Origin of the sequence: Geobacillus zalihae, from assembly GCF_030414215.1 — a bacterium.
Lineage (GTDB): Bacteria > Bacillota > Bacilli > Bacillales > Anoxybacillaceae > Geobacillus > Geobacillus zalihae.
Genome location: NZ_CP129217.1, coordinates 1,139,145 through 1,160,940, shown reverse-complemented (window position 1 = coordinate 1,160,940; position 21,796 = coordinate 1,139,145). Strand labels below are relative to the sequence as shown.

Below are 21,796 nucleotides of genomic sequence, written 5' to 3'. Positions count from 1 at the left end.
CCCTCACTCGATTTCCGCTGATTGATCAAACGATGGGCCGTTTTCTTCGCTATTTTCATTATCGGCCGCCGCATCGCTGAAATCAAGCGAAGTGGATGGCGCATGCGGATCAATGCCCATCTCCCGCGCTTCCGATTCGCTTTTAATATCAATTTTCCAGCCGGTCAATTTCGCCGCCAGCCGCGCGTTTTGCCCGCGTTTGCCGATGGCGAGCGACAGCTGATAGTCCGGAACGATGACCGTCGTCGCCTTTTGCTCCTCGTTGACAATGACGCGCAACACTTTCGCCGGGCTTAACGCGTTGGCGACAAACTCCACCGGATCGGCCGACCAGCGGACGATATCGATTTTTTCTCCGTTCAGCTCATCAACAATGGCCTGCACGCGTTGCCCTCTCGGTCCGACGCATGCGCCGACCGGATCGACTTCCGGGTTGTCGGAGTGGACGGAAATTTTCGAACGGTCGCCGGCTTCGCGGGCGATCGATTTAATCTCGACCGTTCCGTCGTAAATTTCCGGCACTTCGAGCTCAAACAGCCGTTTCAACAGTCCCGGGTGGGTGCGGGAGACGAAAATTTGCGGCCCTTTTGTCGTTTTTTCCACTTTCGTAATGTATACTTTCAACCGGTCGTGCGGCTTATATGTTTCATTCGGCATTTGTTCGTTTGCCGGCAGGAGCGCCTCCGCCTTGCCGAGGCTGACGTAGACAAAGCGCGGGTCGACGCGCTGAACGATGCCGGTCATAATGTCCTCTTCACGGTCGACAAATTCGGCGTAGATGATGCTCCGCTCTGCCTCGCGCACGCGCTGGGTGACGACTTGCTTCGCCGTCTGTGCGGCGATGCGCCCGAAATCGCGCGGCGTCACTTCGAGCTCGACGACGTCGCCGATTTGATAATTCGGATTGATCCGCTGCGCCTCCTCAAGCGAAATTTCAAGGCGCGGATCGGCCACCTCTTCGACGACATCTTTGCGCGCGAACACGCGGATCGTGCCGGTGTCCATATTGAGATCGACGCGCACGTTTTGCGCCTGCCCGAAATTGCGTTTATACGCCGAAACGATCGCCGCTTCGATCGCTTCCATCACGACTTCTTTGCTGATGCCTTTTTCCCGCATCAGATCGGCTAACGCCTCAAGCAATTGCGTGTTCATGCAACAAAAATCCCCCTTTTGCGATTAGAAGAAAATGACGGCTAATCGGGCGCTTGCCACTTTTTCATACGGAATGGCGACCGTTTTTTGTCGTCCGCGGTCTTTGACCAACAGCGTCACGGTCGTTCCGTCAAAAGCGGTTAGTTCGCCTTCAAACTGCTTTTCTCCTTCAATGGGCTCATACGTTTTGATATATACATGTTTCCCAATGGCCTTGGCAAAATCTTTTGCCTTTTTCAGCGGCCGCTCCGCTCCGGGCGATGATACTTCCAAAAAATAGTTATGCGGAATCGGATCGACTTCATCGAGCTTTTCGCTCAATTTTTCGCTGACAGCACCGCATTGTTCAATATCGACGCCATCGTCAGAGTCAATGAAGACGCGCAAAAACCAATTTTTCCCTTCCTTCACATATTCAATATCGACGAGTTCAAGCCCCATTTCGTCTAAGATCGGTGTGACGAGTTGTTCGACCGTTTCTGTCACCTTTTTGCTCATTGTGTTCCTCCTTACCGAGCAAACGTGCATGCGTGGCATAATGAGAAAATCCCCTGCACAAGGCGGGGAATGAACGAGAGATGGGTGCCCATTCAAGACGAAAGAGTGGGTTTCCCCACTCTCTGCTTGCCATTATCTTTGCCAATTCCACTAAAACTATAACACATTGGGAAATATATTGCAACGGGAAACTGCCGCTCGGGCGAAAGAGCGCTGTCCGCTTCCTTCAGCGGCGGCGTTTCCACTAAAACAGCGACAGCTGGTTATGGTCTGGAAGCGAGTCAAGGCAGCCGCGGCTTTCTAGATACTCGAGCAGCGTTTTCGACAATTTGCCGCGCTGTTGCAAATCCTCCTTCGACAAAAACTCGCCTTCCTCGCGGGCGCGCACGATCGCCTGCGCCACGTTCGTCCCAAGCCCCGGAATGGCGTTGAACGGCGGAATGAGAGAATTGCCGTCAATGACGAATTCCGTCGCCTGCGAGCGGTACAAATCGATATTTTTAAAGGAAAAGCCGCGCTCGCACATCTCTAAGGCCACCTCAAGAACCGTGAGCAAGCTTTTTTCTTTCGCCGTCGCCTGAATGCCTTTGGCGTTGATTTCCTCAATCCGCTTGCGAATGGCGGCTGATCCTTTGATCATGGCGTCAAGGTCAAAGTCCTCCGCCCGCACCGTAAAGTACGACGCGTAATACAAAAGCGGATGGTGCACCTTAAAGTAGGCGATGCGCACCGCCATTAACACGTAGGCGGCGGCGTGCGCTTTCGGGAACATGTACTTGATTTTTTTGCATGAATCGATGTACCACTCCGGCACATCATGTTTGCGCATTTCTGCTTCAAACTCCGGCGTTAAGCCTTTTCCTTTGCGCACGGATTCCATGATTTTAAAAGCGAGCGACGGCTCGAGCCCGCGGTAAATCAAATAGACCATAATGTCGTCGCGGCAGCCGATGACTTCCGATAACGTACACGTGCCGTTTTGAATGAGCTCTTGCGCGTTGCCGAGCCACACATCGGTGCCGTGCGACAAGCCGGAAATTTGCACGAGTTCGGAAAACGTTTTTGGCCTTGTCTCTTCCAACATTTGCCGAACGAAGCGCGTGCCAAACTCCGGAATGCCGATCGTGCCGACATTGCACATGATTTGCTCCGGCGTAACGCCAAGCGGCTCGGTGCTGCTGAAAATGCCCATCACATCCGGGTCGTCGGTCGGGATCGTTTTCGGATCGATGCCGCTTAAATCTTGCAGCATGCGAATGACCGTCGGATCGTCGTGCCCGAGAATATCGAGCTTCAACAAATTGTCGTGGATCGAATGGAAGTCGAAATGAGTCGTCCGCCATTCAGAGGACGTGTCATCGGCCGGATATTGAATCGGCGTAAAATCGTAAATTTCCATATAATCCGGGACGACGATGATGCCGCCCGGATGCTGCCCGGTCGTCCGCTTCACCCCGGTGCAGCCAGCCGCGAGCCGGTCGATTTCCGCGCCGCGCAGCTCTAAGTTATGGTCGCTCGCATACGCTTTGACAAATCCGTACGCCGTTTTGTCAGCGACCGTGCCAATCGTCCCGGCGCGGTAGACGTTGTCTTCGCCAAACAGCACTTTCGTATAGTTGTGGGCGCGCGGTTGGTATTCGCCGGAAAAGTTCAAGTCGATATCCGGCACTTTGTCGCCTTTAAAGCCGAGAAACGTCTCAAACGGGATGTCGTGCCCGTCTTTCTTGTATTTCGTCCCACATCGCGGGCAGTTTTTATCCGGCAAATCAAACCCTGAGCCGACTGAACCGTCGTTAAAGAACTCCGAATGCTTGCAGTTCGGGCAAACGTAATGCGGCGGCAGCGGATTGACCTCGGTGATTTCCGTCATCGTCGCGACAAACGACGAGCCGACCGATCCGCGCGACCCGACAAGGTAGCCGTCATCGAGCGATTTTTTCACAAGCTTGTGCGAGATCAAATAAATGACCGCAAAGCCATGGCCGATGATGCTTTTTAGCTCCTTCTCAAGCCGCTCTTCAACAAGTTTCGGCAACGGGTCGCCGTAAATTTCCTTCGCCCGCCGGTAGCTCATTTCCCTGATTTCCTCGTCCGCCCCTTCAATGCGCGGCGTATACAGCTCATCTTTGATCGGCTTGACATCGCCGATTAACGAAGCGATTTTTTGCGTGTTGTCAACGACGATTTCCTTCGCTTTTTCCGGCCCTAAAAACGAGAAGCAGTCAAGCATTTCATTCGTCGTACGGAAATATACATCCGGCAGTTCATGGCGGTTGAGCGGATTCGCCCCGCCTTGCGAATGGATTAAGATTTTCCGGTAAATTTTATCTTCTGGGTTCAAGTAATGGACGTTGCCAGTGGCGACAACCGGGATGTCAAGCTTCTCACCAAGGGCGACGATGCTGCGGATGATGTTTTTGATCATCTCTTCGTCTTTCACATAATCCATCTCGATGAGCGGCTTGTACACGTCCGGCGGATGCACTTCAAGAAAATCGTAAAAACGGGCGATGTCTTCGACTTCTTCCGGCGCCTTTTGGATCAAGTTGTCAAACAGCTCTCCTTTGTCGCAGCCCGAGCCGACAAGCAGGCCGTCGCGGTGCTTGACGAGCACGGAGCGCGGGATGCGCGGCACACGGTGAAAATATTGAATGTGCGACAATGACACAAGCTTGAACAAATTTTTCAATCCAGTCTCGTTTTGCGCCAACAGCGTCACATGGAACGGGCGCGCAAGCCGATAGGACGCTTCGCTGTGCGTGCGGCTGTTTAATTCGTCATGAAACAGTATGCCGCGCTCTTCCGCTTCCTTCAACAGCCGCATAAGCAAATGCCCGGTCGCCTCCGCGTCGTAGATGGCGCGGTGATGCTGCGTCAATTCAATGTCAAATTTTTTGCACAATGTATTGAGCCGATGGTTTTTCAAATCCGGGTATAAAAAACGGGCCAGCTCGAGCGTATCGATGACTGGATTCGCGATTTTGCCGCGCCCCATGCGAGCGAGGCCCGCGTTTAAAAAACCGATGTCAAAGCTGGCGTTGTGGGCAACAAGCGTCGCATCGCCGGCCCAGTCAACAAAACGGGCTAGCACCTCGTCCGGCTTCGGGGCGTCTTTCACCATCTCATCGGTGATCCCAGTCAGCTCCATCGTTGTCACTGACAACGGATGTCCAGGGTTGGCAAACGACATGAACCGGTCGATGATCTCGCCGTCTTTCACTTTCACCGCCGCCAGCTCAATGATCGTATTGTACACAGCCGACAGGCCCGTCGTCTCGACGTCAAAGACGACGTACGTTTCCTCCGAAAGACGGCGGTGCGTTTCATTGTAGGCGATCGGCACGCCATCGTCGACGATGTTCGCCTCAAGGCCGTAAATGACCTTCATGCCGTGTTTTTTCGCCGCGCTGTAGGCCTCCGGAAACGACTGAACAACGGCATGGTCGGTGACGGCGATCGCCGGATGCCCCCATTTTTTCGCTTGCTCAATGAGTTTTGTCACCGAGGTGACCGCGTCCATTTGGCTCATCGGGGTATGCAAATGGAGCTCGACCCTTTTTTCCCCTTCCGGCGCCGTATCTTGCCGTTCGTTTGCGGCGATTTCGTTCAAATCGTTGGCGATGATGACCAAATCACGGACGAACGTATCGTTTTGCACGCTGCCGCGCACTTTCACCCACATGCCTTTTTTGACGCCGCTCATGAGCTCGGCGTCCTCTTTGTCGCGCGAGAACATTTTGACTAAAATCGAGTTCGTGTAATCGGTGATTTTCATGGTCAACAGCGTGCGGCCGCTTTTTAATTCGCTCACTTCGGCGTCAAATACATAGCCTTGCACCACGACGCGCCGCTCTTCTTCGACGATCGTTTCAAGCCGCCGCACCGGCTCCTCGTCGCGGATCGGATAGCCGATGACAAGCGGACCGGACGGCGGCGCAGACGCGGCCTTTTCTTCTTCCCTCGCTAAATCGGTCAGTACAGCAAGCGCTCGCTCTTCGTCCTCTTGCTGTTTTTGCGCCAAAAACTGTTCCATTTCTTGCTTGGACGGCTCGACGCTGACGTCAAGCTGAAGGGGGGGAAACCCAAACGAAGCGTACACATCAGCGATTTTTTTGGCGAACCGCCGTTTGATCGCCAGCGCTTCCGCTTCATGGCGGGCAACGACAAGCAGCTTGTTTCCTTTCAGCTCAGGCGTCTGCCGGCTGAGCCAATCGACAAGCGGCGACATGCCTTCTTGCAGCTCGGCAAGGCAAAGCGGCCAATACGCCTGCACATCCGCCTCAGTTACGCGCGGCGCTTCGACCTCCATCGTATGGCGGACGGCGGCGATATGGCGGAACGCCGTCTGCAGCCGATCGGCAAACGTTTTGTATACATGAACCGGCAGCACGTTGTCGAACTGAAAATAAAAATGCCAGCTTTTCTCCTCTTTATCGATCACGACTTTGCGAATGGCTGCCTCACGAAAATGCGGCATCCATTCGTCCGACGTCATCTTCAGCTGCTCAAGCAGGATGAGAAACCGCTCTTTTTGCTCTTTTGTCACCATGACGTCCGTTTGTTCCCCTCTCAACATCATTCTCTTTCTATATCATACCATAACAAAAGCGCCGGCGAAAAAGACAGAATTCTTTTTCGAAAGCGCCGGCACTCATGATTGAAGGAGACGGCGCGCAGTGTCGACAAGCTCGCTGACCGGCACATCGAACGTCTCGCCCGTTTTCCGCACTTTTACTTCCACAACGCCTTCGCCCGCTCGCTTGCCGACGGTGACGCGGAGCGGAATGCCGATCAAATCGCTGTCGGCAAACTTCACTCCGGCCCGTTCGGGGCGGTCGTCATACAACACTTCAAACCCAGCCTGTCCGAGCTTTTCATACCACTCTTCCGCCAACGCGCGCTGTTCATCGCTTTTTGCGTTCGCTGTAAGCAAATGGATGTGAAACGGTGCGACCGAAGCCGGCCACACAAGCCCGTGTTCGTCAGCAAACTGTTCGGCGATTGCGGCCACCAATCTTGATACGCCGATGCCGTAGCAACCCATGATCATCGTCTGCGTTTGGCCGTTTTCATCCAAATAGACGGCGTTCATCGCTTCGCTGTATTTTGTCCCCAGCTTAAACACATGCCCGACTTCAATGCCGCGGGCAAAGCGGATCGTCCCTTTGCCATCCGGCGACGGGTCGCCTTCTTTTACGAAGCGCAAATCGGCGTATTGACTGACGGCAAAATCGCGGCCCGGGTTGACTCCGATGTAATGGTATCCTTCCTCGTTCGCGCCGCAGACGCCGTTCGTGATGGCGGCGACAGCATGGTCCGCGATCACCGTGACGTCTTCGCTGACGCCGATCGGGCCGAGCGAACCGATTGGAGCGTTCATCACCCGCTCCGTTTCTTCCGGCGTCGCCAATTCGACGACCGTCGCGTCGAGTGCGTTTTTCACCTTCACCTCGTTCGCTTCATGATCGCCGCGGACGAGAACGAGCACATAGCGGCCGTCCACATTGAACAAGAGCGATTTAATGCAACGCTCCGGCGAGACTTGCAAATAGGACGTGACTTCATTGATCGTTTTTTGCCCCGGCGTCGCCACTTTTTTCAATTCGGCTGGCGGCTCATCGCTTTTTTCGTACGTGGCCACGACCGGCGCCATCTCGATGTTGGCGGCATAGTCAGACGCATCGGAGTAGGCGATCGTATCTTCGCCGATGTCAGATAACACCATAAACTCATGCGTATCTTTGCCGCCAATCGCCCCCGAGTCGGCGATGACGGCGCGGAAGTTCAATCCGCAGCGGCGGAAAATGTTCGCATACGCCTCATACATGTTGTTGTACGTTTCATCCAAGCTTTCTTTCGACGTATGGAACGAGTAGGCGTCTTTCATCATGAACTCGCGGCCGCGCAACAGCCCAAAACGCGGACGCTTTTCATCGCGGAATTTCGTTTGGATTTGGTACAAGACAAGCGGCAGCCGCTTGTACGTTTTCACTTCGTCGCGGACGATCGCCGTGATCATTTCCTCATGCGTCGGCCCGAGGGCGAAATCGCGCTCGTGCCGGTCTTTTAAGCGCATCAGTTCCGGCCCGTACGAGTACCAGCGGCCGGACTGCTGCCAAAGCTCAGCTGGCTGCAAGGCCGGCATGAAGAGCTCCATCGCTCCAATTCGGTTCATTTCCTCGCGAATGATGGCTTCCACTTTTTGCAAAACACGCTGCCCAAGCGGCAAAAACGTATAGACGCCGCTTGCGCTTTGACGAATGAAGCCGGCCCGCAGCAGGAGCTGATGGCTTTTCACTTCCGCATCCGCCGGCACTTCACGCAACGTCGGAATAAATGCTTGACTTTGTCTCATCCATTAGCCACCTCGTTTTCTCTCTATAGGAAAAATTTTTGAATGTCATTCCATGTCACCACAAGCATCAGCAACATCAGCAAGGCAAAGCCGATAAAATGAACCATTCCTTCTTTTTGCCGGTCGACCGGCTTGCCGCGCACCGCTTCAATGGCGAAAAAGAGGAGCCGCCCGCCGTCTAGCGCCGGCAATGGCAACAAGTTGACAATCCCCAGGTTGATGCTTAAAATCGCGCCCCATTTCATCAAGTAGTAGATCCCAGACTCCGCCACTTTGCCGGTCGATACAGCGATGCCGACCGGTCCGGACAGCATGTCAAGCTGAAACTGGCCGGTGATCAATTGGCCGAGCCCCGTTACAATTTCCCGCGTCCAGTAATACGTCTCAACCAGCCCCTGCTTGATCGAGCCCAACACCGATTTTTCCATCGGCTGATAGACGCCGATCAAGCCGATCGTCTCCCCTTGCACCGTTTTCGCCTCCGGAGTGACCGTCACACTCCGTTCTTTCCCATTCCGCTCAATTTGAAACTGAAGCGGTTCTCCCGGATGGGCGCGAATCGTGTTGACGATTTCCGTCCATGTTTCCATCCGTTCGCCGTTAATGGCGATCACTTTATCCCCTTGCTTCAAGCCGGCGGCGCGCGCCGCTCCTTCCGGCGTCAGCTCGCCGATCACCGGCTTGTCGACCGGATAGCCTTGCAAAAGACCGATGATGATAAAGACAACGAGCGACAAGAGAAAGTTGGCGAGCGGTCCGGCCAAAATCGTCATCGTTCGCTGCCCGAGCGTTTTTGCCGCAAATTGGCGATGGTACGGAGCAATTTGAATCTCTTGGCGGTCGACGACGAAAAACGCCGGCTCCTTGACCGTAAACCGCTCGAACCGCTCGCCGTCCGTATAGCCGGTCACATACATGCCATGCTCTAAATCGGCCTCTTCCACTTCCACTACGCGGATATTCGGATAATCGTCCTTATGGTTGAGGACGATTTTTTCCACTTGGCCGCTCTCATCAAGCAAAAGACCGACGACTTGCCCACGCTTCAATTCAATCGTCTCCGGGTCTTCACCGGCCATGCGGACGAAGCCGCCAAGCGGGAGCAGGCGGATCGTGTACACCGTTTCGTTTTTCTTGAACGAAAACACTTTCGGCCCGAAGCCGATGGCAAATTCGCGGCACAAAATGCCGGCCCGTTTTGCTAGCAGCAAGTGGCCGAGCTCGTGAAAAAAGACGAGGGCACCAAAGACGACGATAAATGAAATGATCGATTCCAACGTTTCAACCACCTTTATGATAGTAGTGAGCGGACGTAGGCGCGCGCGTCCGCATCGATTTCACGAATGTCCTCAAGCTGCGGATTGCTCACTGGCCGATGGCGCTCGAGCGCGCGTTCAATCCACTCCTCGATGGCCAAAAACGGTATGCGCCCGGCTAAAAACGCCGCCACCGCCTCCTCATTGGCCGCATTCAACACCGTCGGCAGCGAGCCGCCGCGCTTGCCAGCCTCATAGGCGAGACGCAAACAGCGATAGCGGTCGAAATCAACCGGGGCGAAATGGAGCGCCCCAAGCGAGATGAAATCAAGCGGCTTGGCGGATGGGAGCGGCAACCGCTTTGGATACGCAAGCGCATATTGGATCGGAACGCGCATATCCGGCGTTCCAAGCTGCGCCAATACACTTGTGTCACGGAACTGAACGAGCGAATGGATGATGCTTTCTCGATGCAAAACAACCTCAATCCGCTCATACGGCAGCCCGAACAGCCAATGAGCCTCAATGACCTCAAATCCTTTATTCATCATGGTCGCCGAATCAATCGTAATTTTTGCCCCCATCGACCAGTTCGGATGGCAAAGCGCCTCCTCAACCGTCACATGAGCGAGCTCTCGGCGCGTCTTGTCGCGGAAGCTGCCGCCGGATGCGGTCAGAATGAGTTTGTCAACGTGTTCCATCCTTTCCCCTTGCAGACATTGAAAAATGGCGGAATGTTCACTGTCAACTGGCAACAGCGGCACACCGCGCCGCTTGGCTGCAGCCATGACGAGATGTCCGGCGACAACGAGCGTCTCTTTGTTGGCGAGGGCGATCGCTTTTCCCGCTTCAATCGCCTTCAGCGTCGGCACAAGGCCGACGCTGCCGACGACAGCGGTGACGACAACATCGGCTTGTGGGCAAACGGCTGCTTCAATCAATCCTTCCTCTCCGTACACGATCGTCGTCCGCCCGCGGTACTCGCGATAAAGAACTTTATACGCATCACGGTCAGCGACGGCGACAAGACTTGGGGAAAATTCAGCGATCAGCCGCCTCGCCGCCTCGATATTTTTCCCGACCGATGCGGCGGCCAAGCGGAATTCGTCCGGATGGGCGCGGATGACATCGAGCGTCTGTGTGCCGATCGATCCGCTCGCCCCTAATATACTAATATATTTCAATCGTTTCACTCCTCACCCGCTTATCGTGCGATTTCAAGCAATATGTACAATATCGGCAGCACGAACAGCAAGCTGTCAAACCGGTCTAAAATGCCGCCATGTCCCGGCAAAATCGCCCCGGAATCTTTGACGCCGTAATGGCGCTTAAATGCCGATTCGATCAAATCGCCGAGCTGACCGAACACCGACAGCAGCAGCGCGACGCCAAGCGCGGCCGCCAAACTGCCAAACGGCGCCGCCGCCCACTCGTAAATCGCGGCGACAACAGCCGCGGAAGCGATGCCGCCGATGGCGCCTTCCACCGTTTTTTTTGGGCTGATCTCCGGCCATAGCTTGCGCCGGCCAAACGCGCGGCCAAAGAAATACGCCCCAATGTCAGTCGCCCAAATGACAAACAAGGCATAAACGAAGTACACGAACCCAACCAAACGAACAGCGCCGAAACAGAAAAACCCTACGCCGACATAGACGACCGCCAAAACGACAAACGCCGCCTCATCGAACGAGAGCGCATTTTTCGTCACGACCGTACCGACAAGCAACAAAAAAGCCAAAGCGGCGAGCACGCCAAATTTGGCGGTCCCAGACGCCAACCACTCGCCGCCGTAACGGGCGGGAACGAGCAACAGCCAAAGGGCGATCAATCCAGCCGCCCCGACAAACGACAACGGGTGCATCCCTTTCATCCGCAACAATTCAAACAGCCCAATCGTGGCCAATATATATGTTACTATTATAAACGGAAATCCGCCAAAAATAACAATCGGCAAAAAGAGCGCCGCCGCTATGACTCCGGTGATGATTCGCTGCTTCATCGCGCTGACACTCCTCCAAATCGGCGGTCGCGCCGCTGGTAAGCGGCAATCGCCTCTAAGAAATGTTGCTCCGTAAAATCCGGCCATAAGACATCCGTAAACCAAAGTTCCGTATACGCCAACTGCCAAAGCATGAAATTGCTCAAGCGAATCTCCCCGCTCGTACGGATGAGCAAGTCAGGGTCAGCGAGCCCGCTCGTCATCAAGTACGAGGAAATGAGCGGCTCGGTGATGTCTTCCGGCGCGAGCATCCCGCGTTCGACGTCTTTGGCGATCTGCTTTACGGCGGCAGCGATTTCCGCCCGGCTTCCATAATTAAGGGCAAAGTTTAACACAAGGCCGGTGTTGCCGCTTGTTTCCTTCACGGCTTTCTCGACCGCCCGGCGCGTATGATCGGGCAGCGCCTCCGTATGACCGATCACTTGGACTTTGACATTTTCGGCGACGAGCTCGGGAAGAAACGTCGTCAAAAACTGTTCCGGCAGCTTCATCAAATAATCGACTTCACTTTTCGGACGTTTCCAGTTTTCTGTCGAAAACGCGTAAAGCGACAAAATCTGAATCCCCAGCTCATTCGCAAAACGAGTGATTTTGCGCACAACTTGCATGCCTTCGTAATGGCCGGCCGCCCTCGGCAGCGCCCGCTTTTTCGCCCATCTCCCGTTTCCGTCCATAATGATGGCGACGTGGTTCGGCATCGGATGCCTGAGCACCTCTTCTTTCGTCACCGGGACGTCTTTCTCTTTTGTTTTTCGCATTTTATTGAACATACGAGTCCTCCGGGATCGTGTTTTGCCTTTCCATTATAGCAAAAAAACCCTCCATCAACATAGAGGGTTTGCATCGTTTTGCCTATACTTCCATCACTTCTTTTTCTTTTTCTTTTGTGATGGCGTCAATTTTGGCGATGTGGTCATCGGTCAGCTTTTGCACTTCGTCCGTGTAGCTGCGGAGCTCATCTTCCGTAATCTCGCCGTTTTTCTCGAGCTTTTTCAATTCATCGTTCGCATCGCGGCGGATGTTGCGCACCGCGACTTTCGCGTCTTCTGAATACTTTTTGACAAGCTTCGCGAGCTCGCGGCGCCGTTCCTCGGTGAGCGGCGGAATGACAAGACGAATGACGGATCCATCATTCGATGGCGTCAGCCCTAAATCCGATGCTAAAATCGCTTTTTCCATTTCTTTAATGGCCGATTTGTCGTACGGCTGAATGACAAGCAGCCGCGCTTCCGGCACGCTGATGGAGGCCAGTTGGTTGATTGGCGTCGGCACGCCGTAATAGTCAACGGTTACTTTCTCAAGCAGCCCTGCGTTCGCCCGTCCGGCGCGAATGCTTGCCAGCTCGCGGGTGAACGCTTGCACCGCTTTATCCATCTTTTCTTTCGCCTGTTGGATCACTTGCTTTGCCATCATTATTTCCCCCTTACGATCGTTCCGATGTTTTCACCTAACACAGCGCGTTTAATATTGCCTTCTTCCATAATCGAGAAGACGATGAGCGGAATGTTGTTGTCCATGCAAAGCGAGGAAGCAGTCGAATCCATGACGCCGAGCCCTTGCTTAATGACGTCCAAGTACGACAGCTCATCGTATTTGACCGCATTGGCGTCGACGTTCGGGTCGGCGCTGTAGACGCCATCGACGTTGTTTTTCGCCATTAAAATGACGTCCGCCTCGATTTCCGCCGCCCTTAAGGCCGCGGTCGTATCGGTCGAAAAGTACGGGTTGCCTGTGCCGGCGGCGAAAATGACAACTCGTTTTTTCTCAAGATGGCGAATCGCCCGGCGGCGAATGTACGGTTCGGCCACTTGCCGCATTTCAATCGATGTTTGCACCCGCGTTTCCACGCCGAGCTGCTCAAGGCTGTCCTGCAAAGCGAGGGCGTTCATCACCGTCGCCAACATGCCCATGTAATCAGCCGTCGCCCGGTCCATGCCCATTTCGCTTCCCGTTTTTCCACGCCAAATGTTGCCGCCGCCGACGACGATGGCGACCTCGACGCCCAGTTCAACAACTTCTTTCACTTGTTTGGCGATCGACTGAATGACCGCCGGTTGAATGCCAAACCCTTGCTTTCCAGCGAGCGCTTCCCCGCTCAACTTTAACACGACGCGTTTGTATTTTGGCTGTTCCATGTCCAACCTCCATGATGCGAATCACTTTGAAAAACAGGGAACACGCGCGTGTTCCCTGTTGCGGTCCGTCATTGTTTTCTGACTTGGCTCATGACTTCTTCTGCAAAATTGTCTTGGCGTTTTTCGAGCCCTTCGCCGACTTCGTAACGGATGAACTGCTTGACTGTTGCTCCGTTCGATTCGACGTATTGGCGCACCGTCACATCCGGGTTTTTCACGAACGCTTGCTCGAGCAGGCAGACGTCTTCGTAAAACTTGTTCAGCCGGCCTTCGACCATTTTTTCAACGATTTTCTCCGGCTTGCCTTCGTTTAAGGCTTGCTGCTTCAACACTTCACGCTCATGCGCAATCTCTTCCTGCGGCACGTCGTCGCGCGAGACGTATTTCGGATGAAGTGCGGCAATGTGCATGGCGACATCTTTGGCGACGTCTTCGCTCGCATTGCCGGCTAATAACGTTAATACGCCGATGCGCCCGCCCATGTGCAAGTACGCACCGAACGTTTCGCCGTCCGCTTTATTGACGACGGCAAAGCGGCGAAGCGTAATTTTTTCACCAATTTTGGCGATCGCTTCGTTGATGTAGTCTTGGACGGTCGAGCCGTTGTCCATCGTTTGACCGAGCGCTTCATCAAGCGAAGCCGGCTTTTGTTTCAGCAAGTGGGCGGCCAGCTCTTTGACAAGCGTTTGGAATGCTTCGTTTTTCGCAACGAAGTCCGTTTCCGAGTTCACTTCCAAAATGACGGCGGTATTGCCTTCCACCGCAATGTACGCCATCCCTTCGGCCGCGATGCGGTCCGCTTTTTTCGCCGCTTTGGCAATTCCTTTTTCGCGCAGCCAGTCGATCGCTTTCTCCATGTCACCATTTGTTTCGGTGAGCGCCTTTTTGCAGTCCATCATGCCTGCGCCTGTTTTTTCGCGCAGTTCTTTCACCATTTGTGCTGTAATCGCCATAAAAAAATCCTCCTTCTCATTGTCCCGTATATGTATCGGTGCCGGCAGCGGCTTCCCGTTTTGCCCTTATTCGTTAGTATAGCCAAAAGTTGCTCATTTCTGTCTCAAAAAAAGGTGATAAAAGGCTTTCCCCTCTTATCACCTTTCTTGTGCATCGTTACTCTGCTGCGACGGCCGCTTCTTCGCCTTGTTTCGCCTCAAGCACGGCGTCGGCGATTTTCGAAGTCAACAGCTTAACAGCGCGGATGGCGTCGTCGTTGGCCGGAATGACATAGTCAATTTCATCCGGATCGCAGTTCGTGTCGACGATGCCGATGATCGGGATGTTCAGCTTGCGCGCTTCCGCCACCGCGATCCGCTCTTTGCGCGGGTCAATGACAAACAACGCATCCGGCAGCTCTTTCATGTCTTTGATGCCGCCCAAAAACTTCTCAAGACGCTCTTTTTCTTTTTTCAAGCGAATGACTTCTTTTTTCGGCAGAACGTCAAATATTCCATCTTCTTCCATTTTTTCAATTTCACGCAGCCGTTTGATCCGCTTTTGGATCGTAGCGAAGTTCGTCAGCGTGCCGCCGAGCCAGCGTTGGTTGACATAAAACATGCCGCAGCGTTCCGCTTCTTCCTTCACCGACTCTTGCGCTTGTTTTTTCGTGCCGACGAACAAAATTTTGCCGCCATTCGCCGCCAATTCGCGAACGAAGTTGTAGGCTTCCTCGACTTTTTTCACCGTTTTTTGCAAGTCGATGATATAGATGCCGTTGCGCTCCGTGAAAATGTATTTTTTCATCTTCGGATTCCAACGGCGCGTCTGATGTCCAAAGTGGACGCCAGCTTCAAGCAGTTGTTTCATCGAAATAACCGACATGTATGCTCCTCCTGTTTCCTTAGTGGTTTTTGGTCCTCCGCCTGCCTCATCTTTCAGCAAGACTGGCGTTGCCAGCACCGTTGCTGAAATCACCAGGCGTGTGTATTCACACCATGAAAAAATATATCACAACTGCAAGCGGCAAATCAAGCTGTTATTCGCCTATTGATTCGTTTTTTGCGCAAATTTGAGCCATAGCTCGACTTCCGTTTTCCCTTTGCCGAGCTGTTTGGCAATTTCCTCGACTGTCTCTCCTTCCGCATATAGGCGGCGAGCAAGCTCACTCGCGTCGGCCGGTCGGGCGTGTGAAAGTTCGAGCACATCCTTGACCGCTTCGATGTCTGGGAAATAGCCCGGAGCGGCGCTTGGACGGCTTGTTTTGGCGCGTTTTTCGGTTTCTCCCCGCTCCGCCGGCTCGTTTTCCCCCTTTTTTGCTTCCGCTGTTCGCTTTTCGAACCCCGCTCCGATTTCACCGCCTCCTGCCCCCGGCATGGACGCCGTCTCTTTCCCGTTCGCGCCCCGTTGCCCACTGGGCGCATCGTTCGTTTCCGGTGCAGAAACGAATGGAGCCGCTCCGCTGCCAAGCAACGAGTCAAGTTCAGCCAAAAAGCGCTCGTTTTCTTCCTTCCAGGCAGCGAGATAAGCGGTCATGGCTTCCTCGAGCTCCTCGGCCCGCCTCTCCGCCTCGCCAAGCCGCGACAGGCGAAGGAAAAGCACAATGATCAACCAAAACGACAAGGCGTGCAGCAGCAAACTGATCGTTAGCCAAAATGCCATCATGATGTTCACTATCCTTGAATGTCGATCGTTTTTCCTTTATAAGGGTGTCCTCCAAAACGGGACGCCTCCTGCTCAAGACGGGCGCTCGTTCGTTTATCCGTCACCCGACGGCGCGCACGCTCCGCCCGCTTTTGGCCGGCAGTTGCCATTTGCGCCTGCACGGCATAGGAATGTTGTTGCGTCGAAGCTTGAAGCCTTTCCGCGTCGGGCGCTTTCGGCATGACGCTTTGCAACGCTGGAAGCTGGATGTCCATCGCTTTTTCTCTCCCCTCATGGCTCTTTTTCAAAAAAGCGGCGCAGTTTCCAAAGCGCTTTCGCATGAATTTGCGAAATTCTTGATGTCGACAAATGCAAAAGGCTCCCGATTTCTGTAAACGTCAGCTCCTCTTTATAAAACAAACTGATGACGAGCTGCTCTTTTTCATTCAGCTGTCCGATGGCTTCAGCCAGCTTTTCGATCATTTCCTGCTTAACGATTTGCTCCTCGGGAAGCGGAGCGCGGTCGTCGCGAACCGAAAGCAGTCCTTCATCTTCGTCGACGGTCGTCTGCCCGAGCGGCAGCCAATGGGAAAAAAACGTTTCACTCGCCGCCGCCTGCACTTCCTCTTCCGTCATCCCGAGCTCAGCGGCGATCTCTTTCGCCGTCACCGATCGCATGTGCCGCTGTTCAAGCCGCTCGATCGCTTCCTCAATTTTTTTTGCCTTATCGCGCATGCTGCGCGGCAGCCAGTCTTCTTTGCGCAAACCGTCTAAGATGGCGCCGCGGATGCGGAACGAGGCGTACGTGTCGAACTTCAAATCACGCGATGGGTCAAATTTCTCCAACGCATCGTATAAGCCGACGAGTCCAAGGCTGACGAGCTCATCCTTCGGCACGGAGCTCGGCAGCGTCGCCGAAAGCCGCTGCACGTGGTAGAAAACAAGCGGCATATAGCGCTGCACCAGCTCCTCGGCCGCGTGACGGTCGCGGCCATGGATCCATTCATCCCAGTATTTCCGTTCTTCTCCTTTTAGCGCGCTTCCCATTATTCTCCCCCTTGCCTTGCGGAAACGGCGCATCCCGGTCATATATCCTTGATTTCTTGAGCGGCGGTGCGGATGGAGAGCACGCCCGTCTGCGGATTAAATTCGATCGTGCGGCCGCTATGGCCCCCGACATCTTCGGCGACGACCGGAATGTGAAGCCGCTCGAGCTGCTTTTTCACTTCCTCCACATTGCGCGCGCCAATGCGCATCATATCGCCGCCAACTGTCGAAAACGAAAACATTTGCGCCCCGCCGGCCAGCTTCGCTTTCAGCATCCCTTTCCGCCCGCCAGCGGCAATGACAAGCTGAACGAGCGCCTCGACCGCCGTATCAGCGTATTTGGCCGCATTGATGACTCCGCCGCGCGCCATCGAGGAATGCGGAAGCATGACATGCGCCATGCCGGCAACCGCCTTGCCTGCATCGTAAATGACGACACCGACGCACGACCCAAGCCCGCACGTGCGGATGACATTCGGCGCTATGACGACCTCCATTTCCGCAATGCCGATTTTGACAGCCTGCGCTGTGCTCATAGACCATCCACACCTAACGCTCGAAAGATGGTGGAAAACGACTCGGGGTCAGGTAGAAGAAAGAAATGGCCGTTGATGCTTTCGTCCGGGCGCCGTTCATCGTAAATGGCAGTGTCAATCAAAATGGCGTAATCGCCAACACGCGACAGCTCAAGCAATCCGAACGACAGCACAGCTCCAATCATGTCGATGGCCAATGCCGGCACGGACGGGTGCAAGTTGAGCCGCGTAAAGTCAGCCAATGCCGACAAATACGAACCGGCTAAAATATTGCCGAGCTCCTGAAGCGCCGAGCAGCCAAGCTCATGGGCTTCTCCTTGAAACGAAAATGAGTCATCGCCAATCATCCGGCGGACAAACCGCTCAGCCTGTTCCGGCGGCAGCACGAAAAACATGTTTCCCGGCGCTTCTCCTTCGATGCGCAAATAGACGCACGCCACTACTTGTTCCGGTCCACCGATTGATTCCATCATTTCGGCAAACGTCGCAATTTGAACGCGCGGCACCGCCATTTCAATTTTTTTGTTTAGCAACGTCGACAAAGCCGTCGCCGCGTTGCCGGCGCCAATGTTGCCGATTTCGCGCAAAATGTCAATATGCATCCCCGTCAAGTTGCGAATATCGTCCAAGGTCAATGCTCCTCTCTACAGGTTATCGGTCGAGCACTTTCGCCAAATCGAGCAAAATGAGGAGCCGATTCTCCACTTTCGCCACGCCGTCGATGTAACTTGCCTCAACGGAGCCAATTGCCTCTGGCGGCGGTTCGATGCTTTCCGCCGGCAGATCAAGGACATCATTCGCGGCATCGACGATGAGCCCAACTTCCATATCCTCAAGAGCAACGATAATGATCCGCGTCTGTTCCCCATATGGTTCGGGGGCAAACCCGAACCGCTCGCGCAAATCGATGATCGGCGTCACAACACCGCGCAAGTTGATGACCCCTTTTACATAATGGGCCGTCCCCGGCACGCGCGTGATCGGCTGCATTTTCTCGATGGAACGGACATGCTGCACCGGCAGAGCATATTCTTCTTCTTTCAGGCGAAACGCAATCACTTTCCAGTCTGCTTGCACGCTGGCCGTCATCCAATCCTCCCCCTTTTTTTCGACATGCCACTGAAAACGGCAGATCAACGCCATAGGCGCCCCCGCACCGACACGGCCATCTCCTACTTCACGAGCGCGTTGCAGTCGATAATCAGCGCCACTCGGCCGTCTCCCAAAATCGTCGCCCCCGAGATGGCGAAAACCGAAGATAAATAGTTTCCTAGCGATTTCAACACGACTTCTTGCTGCCCGATAAACGAGTCGACCGCCAGCGCCGCCAGTTTTTCCCCTTTCCGGACGATCACGACCGCCACCGCATCTCCGTCATCGGCCGCTCCGGGAACAGCAAAGACGTCTTTCAGGCGGACGAGCGGCACAATTTTGCCGCGAAAATCGATGACCGGCTGGTTGTGGGCGGAAAAAATCTCTTCTTTTTTCACCAGCGCCGTCTCAATGATCGATGACAGCGGAATCGCGTACGTTTCCTCAGCGATTTGAACGAGCAACACCGAAATGATCGACAATGTGAGCGGCAGCTGAATGGAAAAGAGCGACCCTTTTCCAGGCTGCGAATCGACCGAAACGGTGCCGCCGAGCGATTCAATCGTGCTTTTGACGACATCCAAACCGACGCCGCGGCCGGAAATGTCCGAAACTTTTTCAGCGGTCGAAAAGCCGGGAGCGAAAATAAGCTCGTAAATTTGCTGATCGTTCAAATGCTCCGCCGCCTGCGGCGAGACAATGCCGCGGCTTTTCGCCTTTTGCAGCACCTTCTCCCGGGAAATGCCGGCGCCGTCATCTTCGATTTCAATAAAGACATGGTTGCCGCTATGGTACGCTCGCAATTGAATGATCCCTTCTTCTGGCTTTCCGCGCGCCGCCCGGACGTCCGGCGCTTCGATGCCGTGGTCGAGCGCATTGCGGATCAAATGGACAAGCGGGTCGCCGATTTCATCGATCACCGTCCGGTCAAGCTCGGTATCCGCGCCGATGATGTCAAGACGCACCTTTTTGCCGAGCTCGCGGGCGAGTTGGCGCACCATGCGCGGAAAGCGGTTGAACACCGTTTCGACCGGCACCATGCGCATATTTAAAATGATCGTCTGCAAATCGCTCGAGATGCGAGACATCCGCTCGACCGTTTCCGTCAATTCGGCATGGTTCAGCTCGCGGGAAATTTGCTCAAGCCGACCGCGATCAACAACCAATTCTTCAAATAAGTTCATCAACCGATCGAGCCGTTCAATGTTGACGCGGATCGTTTTCGTCGCCTGTTTTACTGTTTGTTTTTCCGGCGCCTCTGCTTCGGCTTGAACGGCCGCGGCCTGCTCCATAGCGGCCGGTTGTTGGGGCGCAGCCGCTTTCTCACTTTCTGCCGACGGTTCATCGCTCGATAGCCTAGACACCTTGACGTCATCAATTTCCGAAATGCCCATCAGCCGCTTTTGCAACTCATCGGCTGGCGCTTTGGATACGACCGTAACGAGAAACTCCCGGTCAAACTGTTCTTCCTCCAGCATCTCGACCGGCGGCGTTGCTTTCACAATTTCTCCGACTTCATTCAGCTGTTCAAACACCATATAGACGCGCGCTGCTTTCAACAAGCAGTCATCGCGAAGCCGAACGCGGATTTCGTAGACGGAAAATCCCTGCTCCTTCGCCTGCTCGAGCACATGGTATTCAAATTCCCCATACGCATGTTCAAGGGGCGGTTCTTCCCTTGCTGCCTGCTTGTTGGGCATCTCCCCTTGCTCGATTCGTTTCAGCTGTTCGACTGTTCTCCTTACATCGCGCGTTCCGTCGCCGCCTGCAGCGATGGAACTGATCATCGCCTCCAAATGGTCGACGGCCTCAAAAATGACGTCAAGCAATTCCGGGGTAACGGAAAGCCGCCGATTGCGTATGCCATCGAGCACGTTTTCCATTTGGTGCGTCAAATTGGCCAAATCTTCAAACCCCATCGTGGCGGACATGCCTTTCAACGTATGGGCCGAACGGAAAATATCATTCACCACAGACATGTCCTCCGGCGTTTTTTCAAGTTCCAACAGCCGCTCGTTGATCGCCTGCAAATGCTCTTTGCTTTCATCAATAAATAAATCCAAATATTGGCTCATGTCCATGCCGTTTCCCCCTCACTCCCCGATCGATTGGACGATGGCAGCGGCGATGCTGTCAAGCGGTGCGATGACATCAACGACGCCAGCCTCGATCGCCGCTCTTGGCATCCCAAAGACAACGGCTGTCTCGCGCGCTTCCGCGATCGCTTTTGTGTTCCCGCTTTCCTTCAGGATTTTCAACCCTACTGTTCCGTCGCTTCCCATGCCGGTCATAATCACCGCGATTTTCCGACAGCGGCGAATGGCAGCAAGCGACTCAAATAATACGTCAACAGCCGGACGATGGCCGGCGCGCGGCGGCGATTCGTCGAAACGGGCTTTAAGCGCGCCGCCTTCTTCACGAACGATGAGATGGACGCCGCCTGGCGCGATATAGGCGGTGCCATTTTGCAGCACTTCCCCGTCTTCCGCCTCCTTGACCGTGATCGCGGCAAGCGCATCAAGCCGATTGGCGAGCGACGCCGTAAACCCTTTGGGCATATGCTGGACAGCGACGACCGGAGCGGCTAGATCGGGCGGAAGCTGCGTCAGCACCGTCTCGAGCGCGCGCGGGCCGCCGGTGGAAGTGCCGATCGCAACGATGGCCTGTTGCGGGCGCGCCGCCGCTTTGAACGATGGGCGCCAAGACGGACGTTGGCGGCGCGGAGCAGTCAAGGCAGCCACGTTCGCTTCGCTCGCGTGCAGCACTTTGCCAATCAGCTCGTCTTTCACTTTGTACAAATCGAGCGAAATCGGTCCGGACGGCTTGGCGACAAAGTCGACCGCCCCGTACTGCATGGCGGCGATCGTGTTTTCCGCCCCTTCGGTCGTCGTGCTTGACACCATGACGACCGGCACGGGATGATCCCGCATGATGCGCTGCAACGTTTCGAGCCCGTTCATGACCGGCATTTCCACATCAAGCGTCACGACATCCGGCCTTAGGGCAGCGATTTTCTCGAGCGCCTCCCGGCCGTTGCGAGCTGTTCCGATGACTTCGAGGCGCGGATGCTCGGACAAAAAATCACTGATCCATTTGCGCATAAACGCCGAGTCATCGACGACAAGCACCTTGATCGTCTTCATGTT

20 protein-coding genes are annotated in these 21,796 nt (G+C 54.6%); all 20 read right to left on the bottom strand.

The genetic code is table 11. The features are described 5' to 3' along the window. Positions 1 to 3: 3 nt before the first annotated feature. The 20 genes from nusA to QWV57_RS05920 all read right to left on the bottom strand — a co-directional run bounded on the left by nusA (position 4) and on the right by QWV57_RS05920 (position 21,793). Entirely contained in the window at positions 4 to 1,155 is a 1,152-nt protein-coding gene (gene nusA / locus QWV57_RS06015; RefSeq protein WP_015374428.1) for a transcription termination factor NusA, read from the bottom strand. Between the two features lie 24 nt (positions 1,156 to 1,179). Next, positions 1,180 to 1,653 carry a ribosome maturation factor RimP gene (rimP, locus tag QWV57_RS06010; protein ID WP_015374427.1) on the bottom strand — a complete coding sequence of 158 codons (474 nt, stop codon included), beginning with the start codon at positions 1,651 to 1,653 and terminating at the stop codon, positions 1,180 to 1,182. A 244-nt stretch (positions 1,654 to 1,897) separates the two neighbouring features. Beyond that, positions 1,898 to 6,202, bottom strand: a complete 4,305-nt coding sequence (locus tag QWV57_RS06005) for a PolC-type DNA polymerase III (protein ID WP_060787845.1) — start codon at positions 6,200 to 6,202, stop codon at positions 1,898 to 1,900. A gap of 102 nt (positions 6,203 to 6,304) precedes the next feature. Continuing rightward, a complete protein-coding gene (locus QWV57_RS06000) occupies positions 6,305 to 8,008 on the bottom strand; it encodes a proline--tRNA ligase (protein ID WP_015374425.1) in 1,704 nt (567 codons plus the stop codon). Positions 8,009 to 8,031: 23 nt separating this feature from the next. Further along, entirely contained in the window at positions 8,032 to 9,297 is a 1,266-nt protein-coding gene (gene rseP, locus QWV57_RS05995) for an RIP metalloprotease RseP (RefSeq protein WP_011230756.1), read from the bottom strand. A gap of 2 nt (positions 9,298 to 9,299) precedes the next feature. Continuing rightward, entirely contained in the window at positions 9,300 to 10,448 is a 1,149-nt protein-coding gene (dxr, locus tag QWV57_RS05990) for a 1-deoxy-D-xylulose-5-phosphate reductoisomerase (protein WP_011230755.1), read from the bottom strand. A 20-nt stretch (positions 10,449 to 10,468) separates the two neighbouring features. After that, positions 10,469 to 11,263: a phosphatidate cytidylyltransferase gene (locus QWV57_RS05985; RefSeq protein WP_011230754.1), complete on the bottom strand. Its 795-nt coding sequence runs from the start codon at positions 11,261 to 11,263 to the stop codon at positions 10,469 to 10,471. After that, complete coding sequence (gene uppS, locus QWV57_RS05980; RefSeq protein WP_011230753.1) at positions 11,260 to 12,033, bottom strand: undecaprenyl pyrophosphate synthase; 774 nt, start codon at positions 12,031 to 12,033, stop codon at positions 11,260 to 11,262. The genes QWV57_RS05985 and uppS overlap by 4 nt, the downstream gene beginning before the upstream one ends. Positions 12,034 to 12,115: 82 nt before the next feature. After that, entirely contained in the window at positions 12,116 to 12,673 is a 558-nt protein-coding gene (gene frr, locus QWV57_RS05975) for a ribosome recycling factor (RefSeq protein WP_011230752.1), read from the bottom strand. Between the two features lie 2 nt (positions 12,674 to 12,675). Then, positions 12,676 to 13,398, bottom strand: a complete 723-nt coding sequence (pyrH, locus tag QWV57_RS05970) for a UMP kinase (RefSeq protein WP_011230751.1) — start codon at positions 13,396 to 13,398, stop codon at positions 12,676 to 12,678. A gap of 68 nt (positions 13,399 to 13,466) precedes the next feature. Continuing rightward, complete coding sequence (gene tsf, locus QWV57_RS05965; protein ID WP_011230750.1) at positions 13,467 to 14,351, bottom strand: translation elongation factor Ts; 885 nt, start codon at positions 14,349 to 14,351, stop codon at positions 13,467 to 13,469. Between the two features lie 157 nt (positions 14,352 to 14,508). Then, positions 14,509 to 15,216: a 30S ribosomal protein S2 gene (gene rpsB / locus QWV57_RS05960; protein WP_013145737.1), complete on the bottom strand. Its 708-nt coding sequence runs from the start codon at positions 15,214 to 15,216 to the stop codon at positions 14,509 to 14,511. Between the two features lie 162 nt (positions 15,217 to 15,378). Continuing rightward, positions 15,379 to 15,996 carry a hypothetical protein gene (locus tag QWV57_RS05955; RefSeq protein ID WP_033005292.1) on the bottom strand — a complete coding sequence of 206 codons (618 nt, stop codon included), beginning with the start codon at positions 15,994 to 15,996 and terminating at the stop codon, positions 15,379 to 15,381. 8 nt (positions 15,997 to 16,004) lie between these two features. Beyond that, positions 16,005 to 16,250: a hypothetical protein gene (locus QWV57_RS05950; RefSeq protein ID WP_011230747.1), complete on the bottom strand. Its 246-nt coding sequence runs from the start codon at positions 16,248 to 16,250 to the stop codon at positions 16,005 to 16,007. Positions 16,251 to 16,266: 16 nt separating this feature from the next. Beyond that, a complete protein-coding gene (locus QWV57_RS05945; protein ID WP_013145739.1) occupies positions 16,267 to 17,022 on the bottom strand; it encodes a FliA/WhiG family RNA polymerase sigma factor in 756 nt (251 codons plus the stop codon). Between the two features lie 38 nt (positions 17,023 to 17,060). Continuing rightward, positions 17,061 to 17,558 carry a chemotaxis protein CheD gene (locus QWV57_RS05940; protein ID WP_081212541.1) on the bottom strand — a complete coding sequence of 166 codons (498 nt, stop codon included), beginning with the start codon at positions 17,556 to 17,558 and terminating at the stop codon, positions 17,061 to 17,063. Then, positions 17,555 to 18,187, bottom strand: coding sequence for a chemotaxis protein CheC (locus QWV57_RS05935; RefSeq protein ID WP_011230744.1), 633 nt, complete (start codon positions 18,185 to 18,187; stop codon positions 17,555 to 17,557). Before QWV57_RS05935 ends, QWV57_RS05940 begins: the two co-directional genes overlap by 4 nt. A gap of 22 nt (positions 18,188 to 18,209) precedes the next feature. Beyond that, on the bottom strand, positions 18,210 to 18,647 hold the full coding sequence (locus QWV57_RS05930) for a chemotaxis protein CheW (RefSeq protein ID WP_011230743.1): 438 nt from the start codon (positions 18,645 to 18,647) through the stop codon (positions 18,210 to 18,212). A gap of 83 nt (positions 18,648 to 18,730) precedes the next feature. Next, complete coding sequence (locus QWV57_RS05925) at positions 18,731 to 20,731, bottom strand: chemotaxis protein CheA (RefSeq protein ID WP_015374419.1); 2,001 nt, start codon at positions 20,729 to 20,731, stop codon at positions 18,731 to 18,733. A gap of 12 nt (positions 20,732 to 20,743) precedes the next feature. After that, entirely contained in the window at positions 20,744 to 21,793 is a 1,050-nt protein-coding gene (locus QWV57_RS05920) for a protein-glutamate methylesterase/protein-glutamine glutaminase (protein ID WP_015374418.1), read from the bottom strand. Between the last annotated feature and the right edge of the window lie 3 nt (positions 21,794 to 21,796).

What these genes read in the sequence shown, in the direction of transcription:
- tsf (WP_011230750.1), bottom strand. Translation starts at nt 14,351, where the DNA reads ATGGCGATTACAGCACAAATGGTGAAAGAACTGCGCGAAAAAACAGGC.
- QWV57_RS05920 (WP_015374418.1), bottom strand. Translation starts at nt 21,793, where the DNA reads ATGAAGACGATCAAGGTGCTTGTCGTCGATGACTCGGCGTTTATGCGC.
- rimP (WP_015374427.1), bottom strand. Translation starts at nt 1,653, where the DNA reads ATGAGCAAAAAGGTGACAGAAACGGTCGAACAACTCGTCACACCGATC.
- uppS (WP_011230753.1), bottom strand. Translation starts at nt 12,033, where the DNA reads ATGTTCAATAAAATGCGAAAAACAAAAGAGAAAGACGTCCCGGTGACG.
- QWV57_RS06000 (WP_015374425.1), bottom strand. Translation starts at nt 8,008, where the DNA reads ATGAGACAAAGTCAAGCATTTATTCCGACGTTGCGTGAAGTGCCGGCG.
- QWV57_RS05955 (WP_033005292.1), bottom strand. Translation starts at nt 15,996, where the DNA reads ATGATGGCATTTTGGCTAACGATCAGTTTGCTGCTGCACGCCTTGTCG.
- QWV57_RS05945 (WP_013145739.1), bottom strand. Translation starts at nt 17,022, where the DNA reads ATGGGAAGCGCGCTAAAAGGAGAAGAACGGAAATACTGGGATGAATGG.
- QWV57_RS05925 (WP_015374419.1), bottom strand. Translation starts at nt 20,731, where the DNA reads ATGGACATGAGCCAATATTTGGATTTATTTATTGATGAAAGCAAAGAG.
- frr (WP_011230752.1), bottom strand. Translation starts at nt 12,673, where the DNA reads ATGGCAAAGCAAGTGATCCAACAGGCGAAAGAAAAGATGGATAAAGCG.
- pyrH (WP_011230751.1), bottom strand. Translation starts at nt 13,398, where the DNA reads ATGGAACAGCCAAAATACAAACGCGTCGTGTTAAAGTTGAGCGGGGAA.
- QWV57_RS06005 (WP_060787845.1), bottom strand. Translation starts at nt 6,202, where the DNA reads ATGGTGACAAAAGAGCAAAAAGAGCGGTTTCTCATCCTGCTTGAGCAG.
- nusA (WP_015374428.1), bottom strand. Translation starts at nt 1,155, where the DNA reads ATGAACACGCAATTGCTTGAGGCGTTAGCCGATCTGATGCGGGAAAAA.
- QWV57_RS05940 (WP_081212541.1), bottom strand. Translation starts at nt 17,558, where the DNA reads ATGAGCACAGCGCAGGCTGTCAAAATCGGCATTGCGGAAATGGAGGTC.
- QWV57_RS05950 (WP_011230747.1), bottom strand. Translation starts at nt 16,250, where the DNA reads ATGGACATCCAGCTTCCAGCGTTGCAAAGCGTCATGCCGAAAGCGCCC.
- QWV57_RS05985 (WP_011230754.1), bottom strand. Translation starts at nt 11,263, where the DNA reads ATGAAGCAGCGAATCATCACCGGAGTCATAGCGGCGGCGCTCTTTTTG.
- QWV57_RS05930 (WP_011230743.1), bottom strand. Translation starts at nt 18,647, where the DNA reads ATGACGGCCAGCGTGCAAGCAGACTGGAAAGTGATTGCGTTTCGCCTG.
- rpsB (WP_013145737.1), bottom strand. Translation starts at nt 15,216, where the DNA reads ATGTCGGTTATTTCGATGAAACAACTGCTTGAAGCTGGCGTCCACTTT.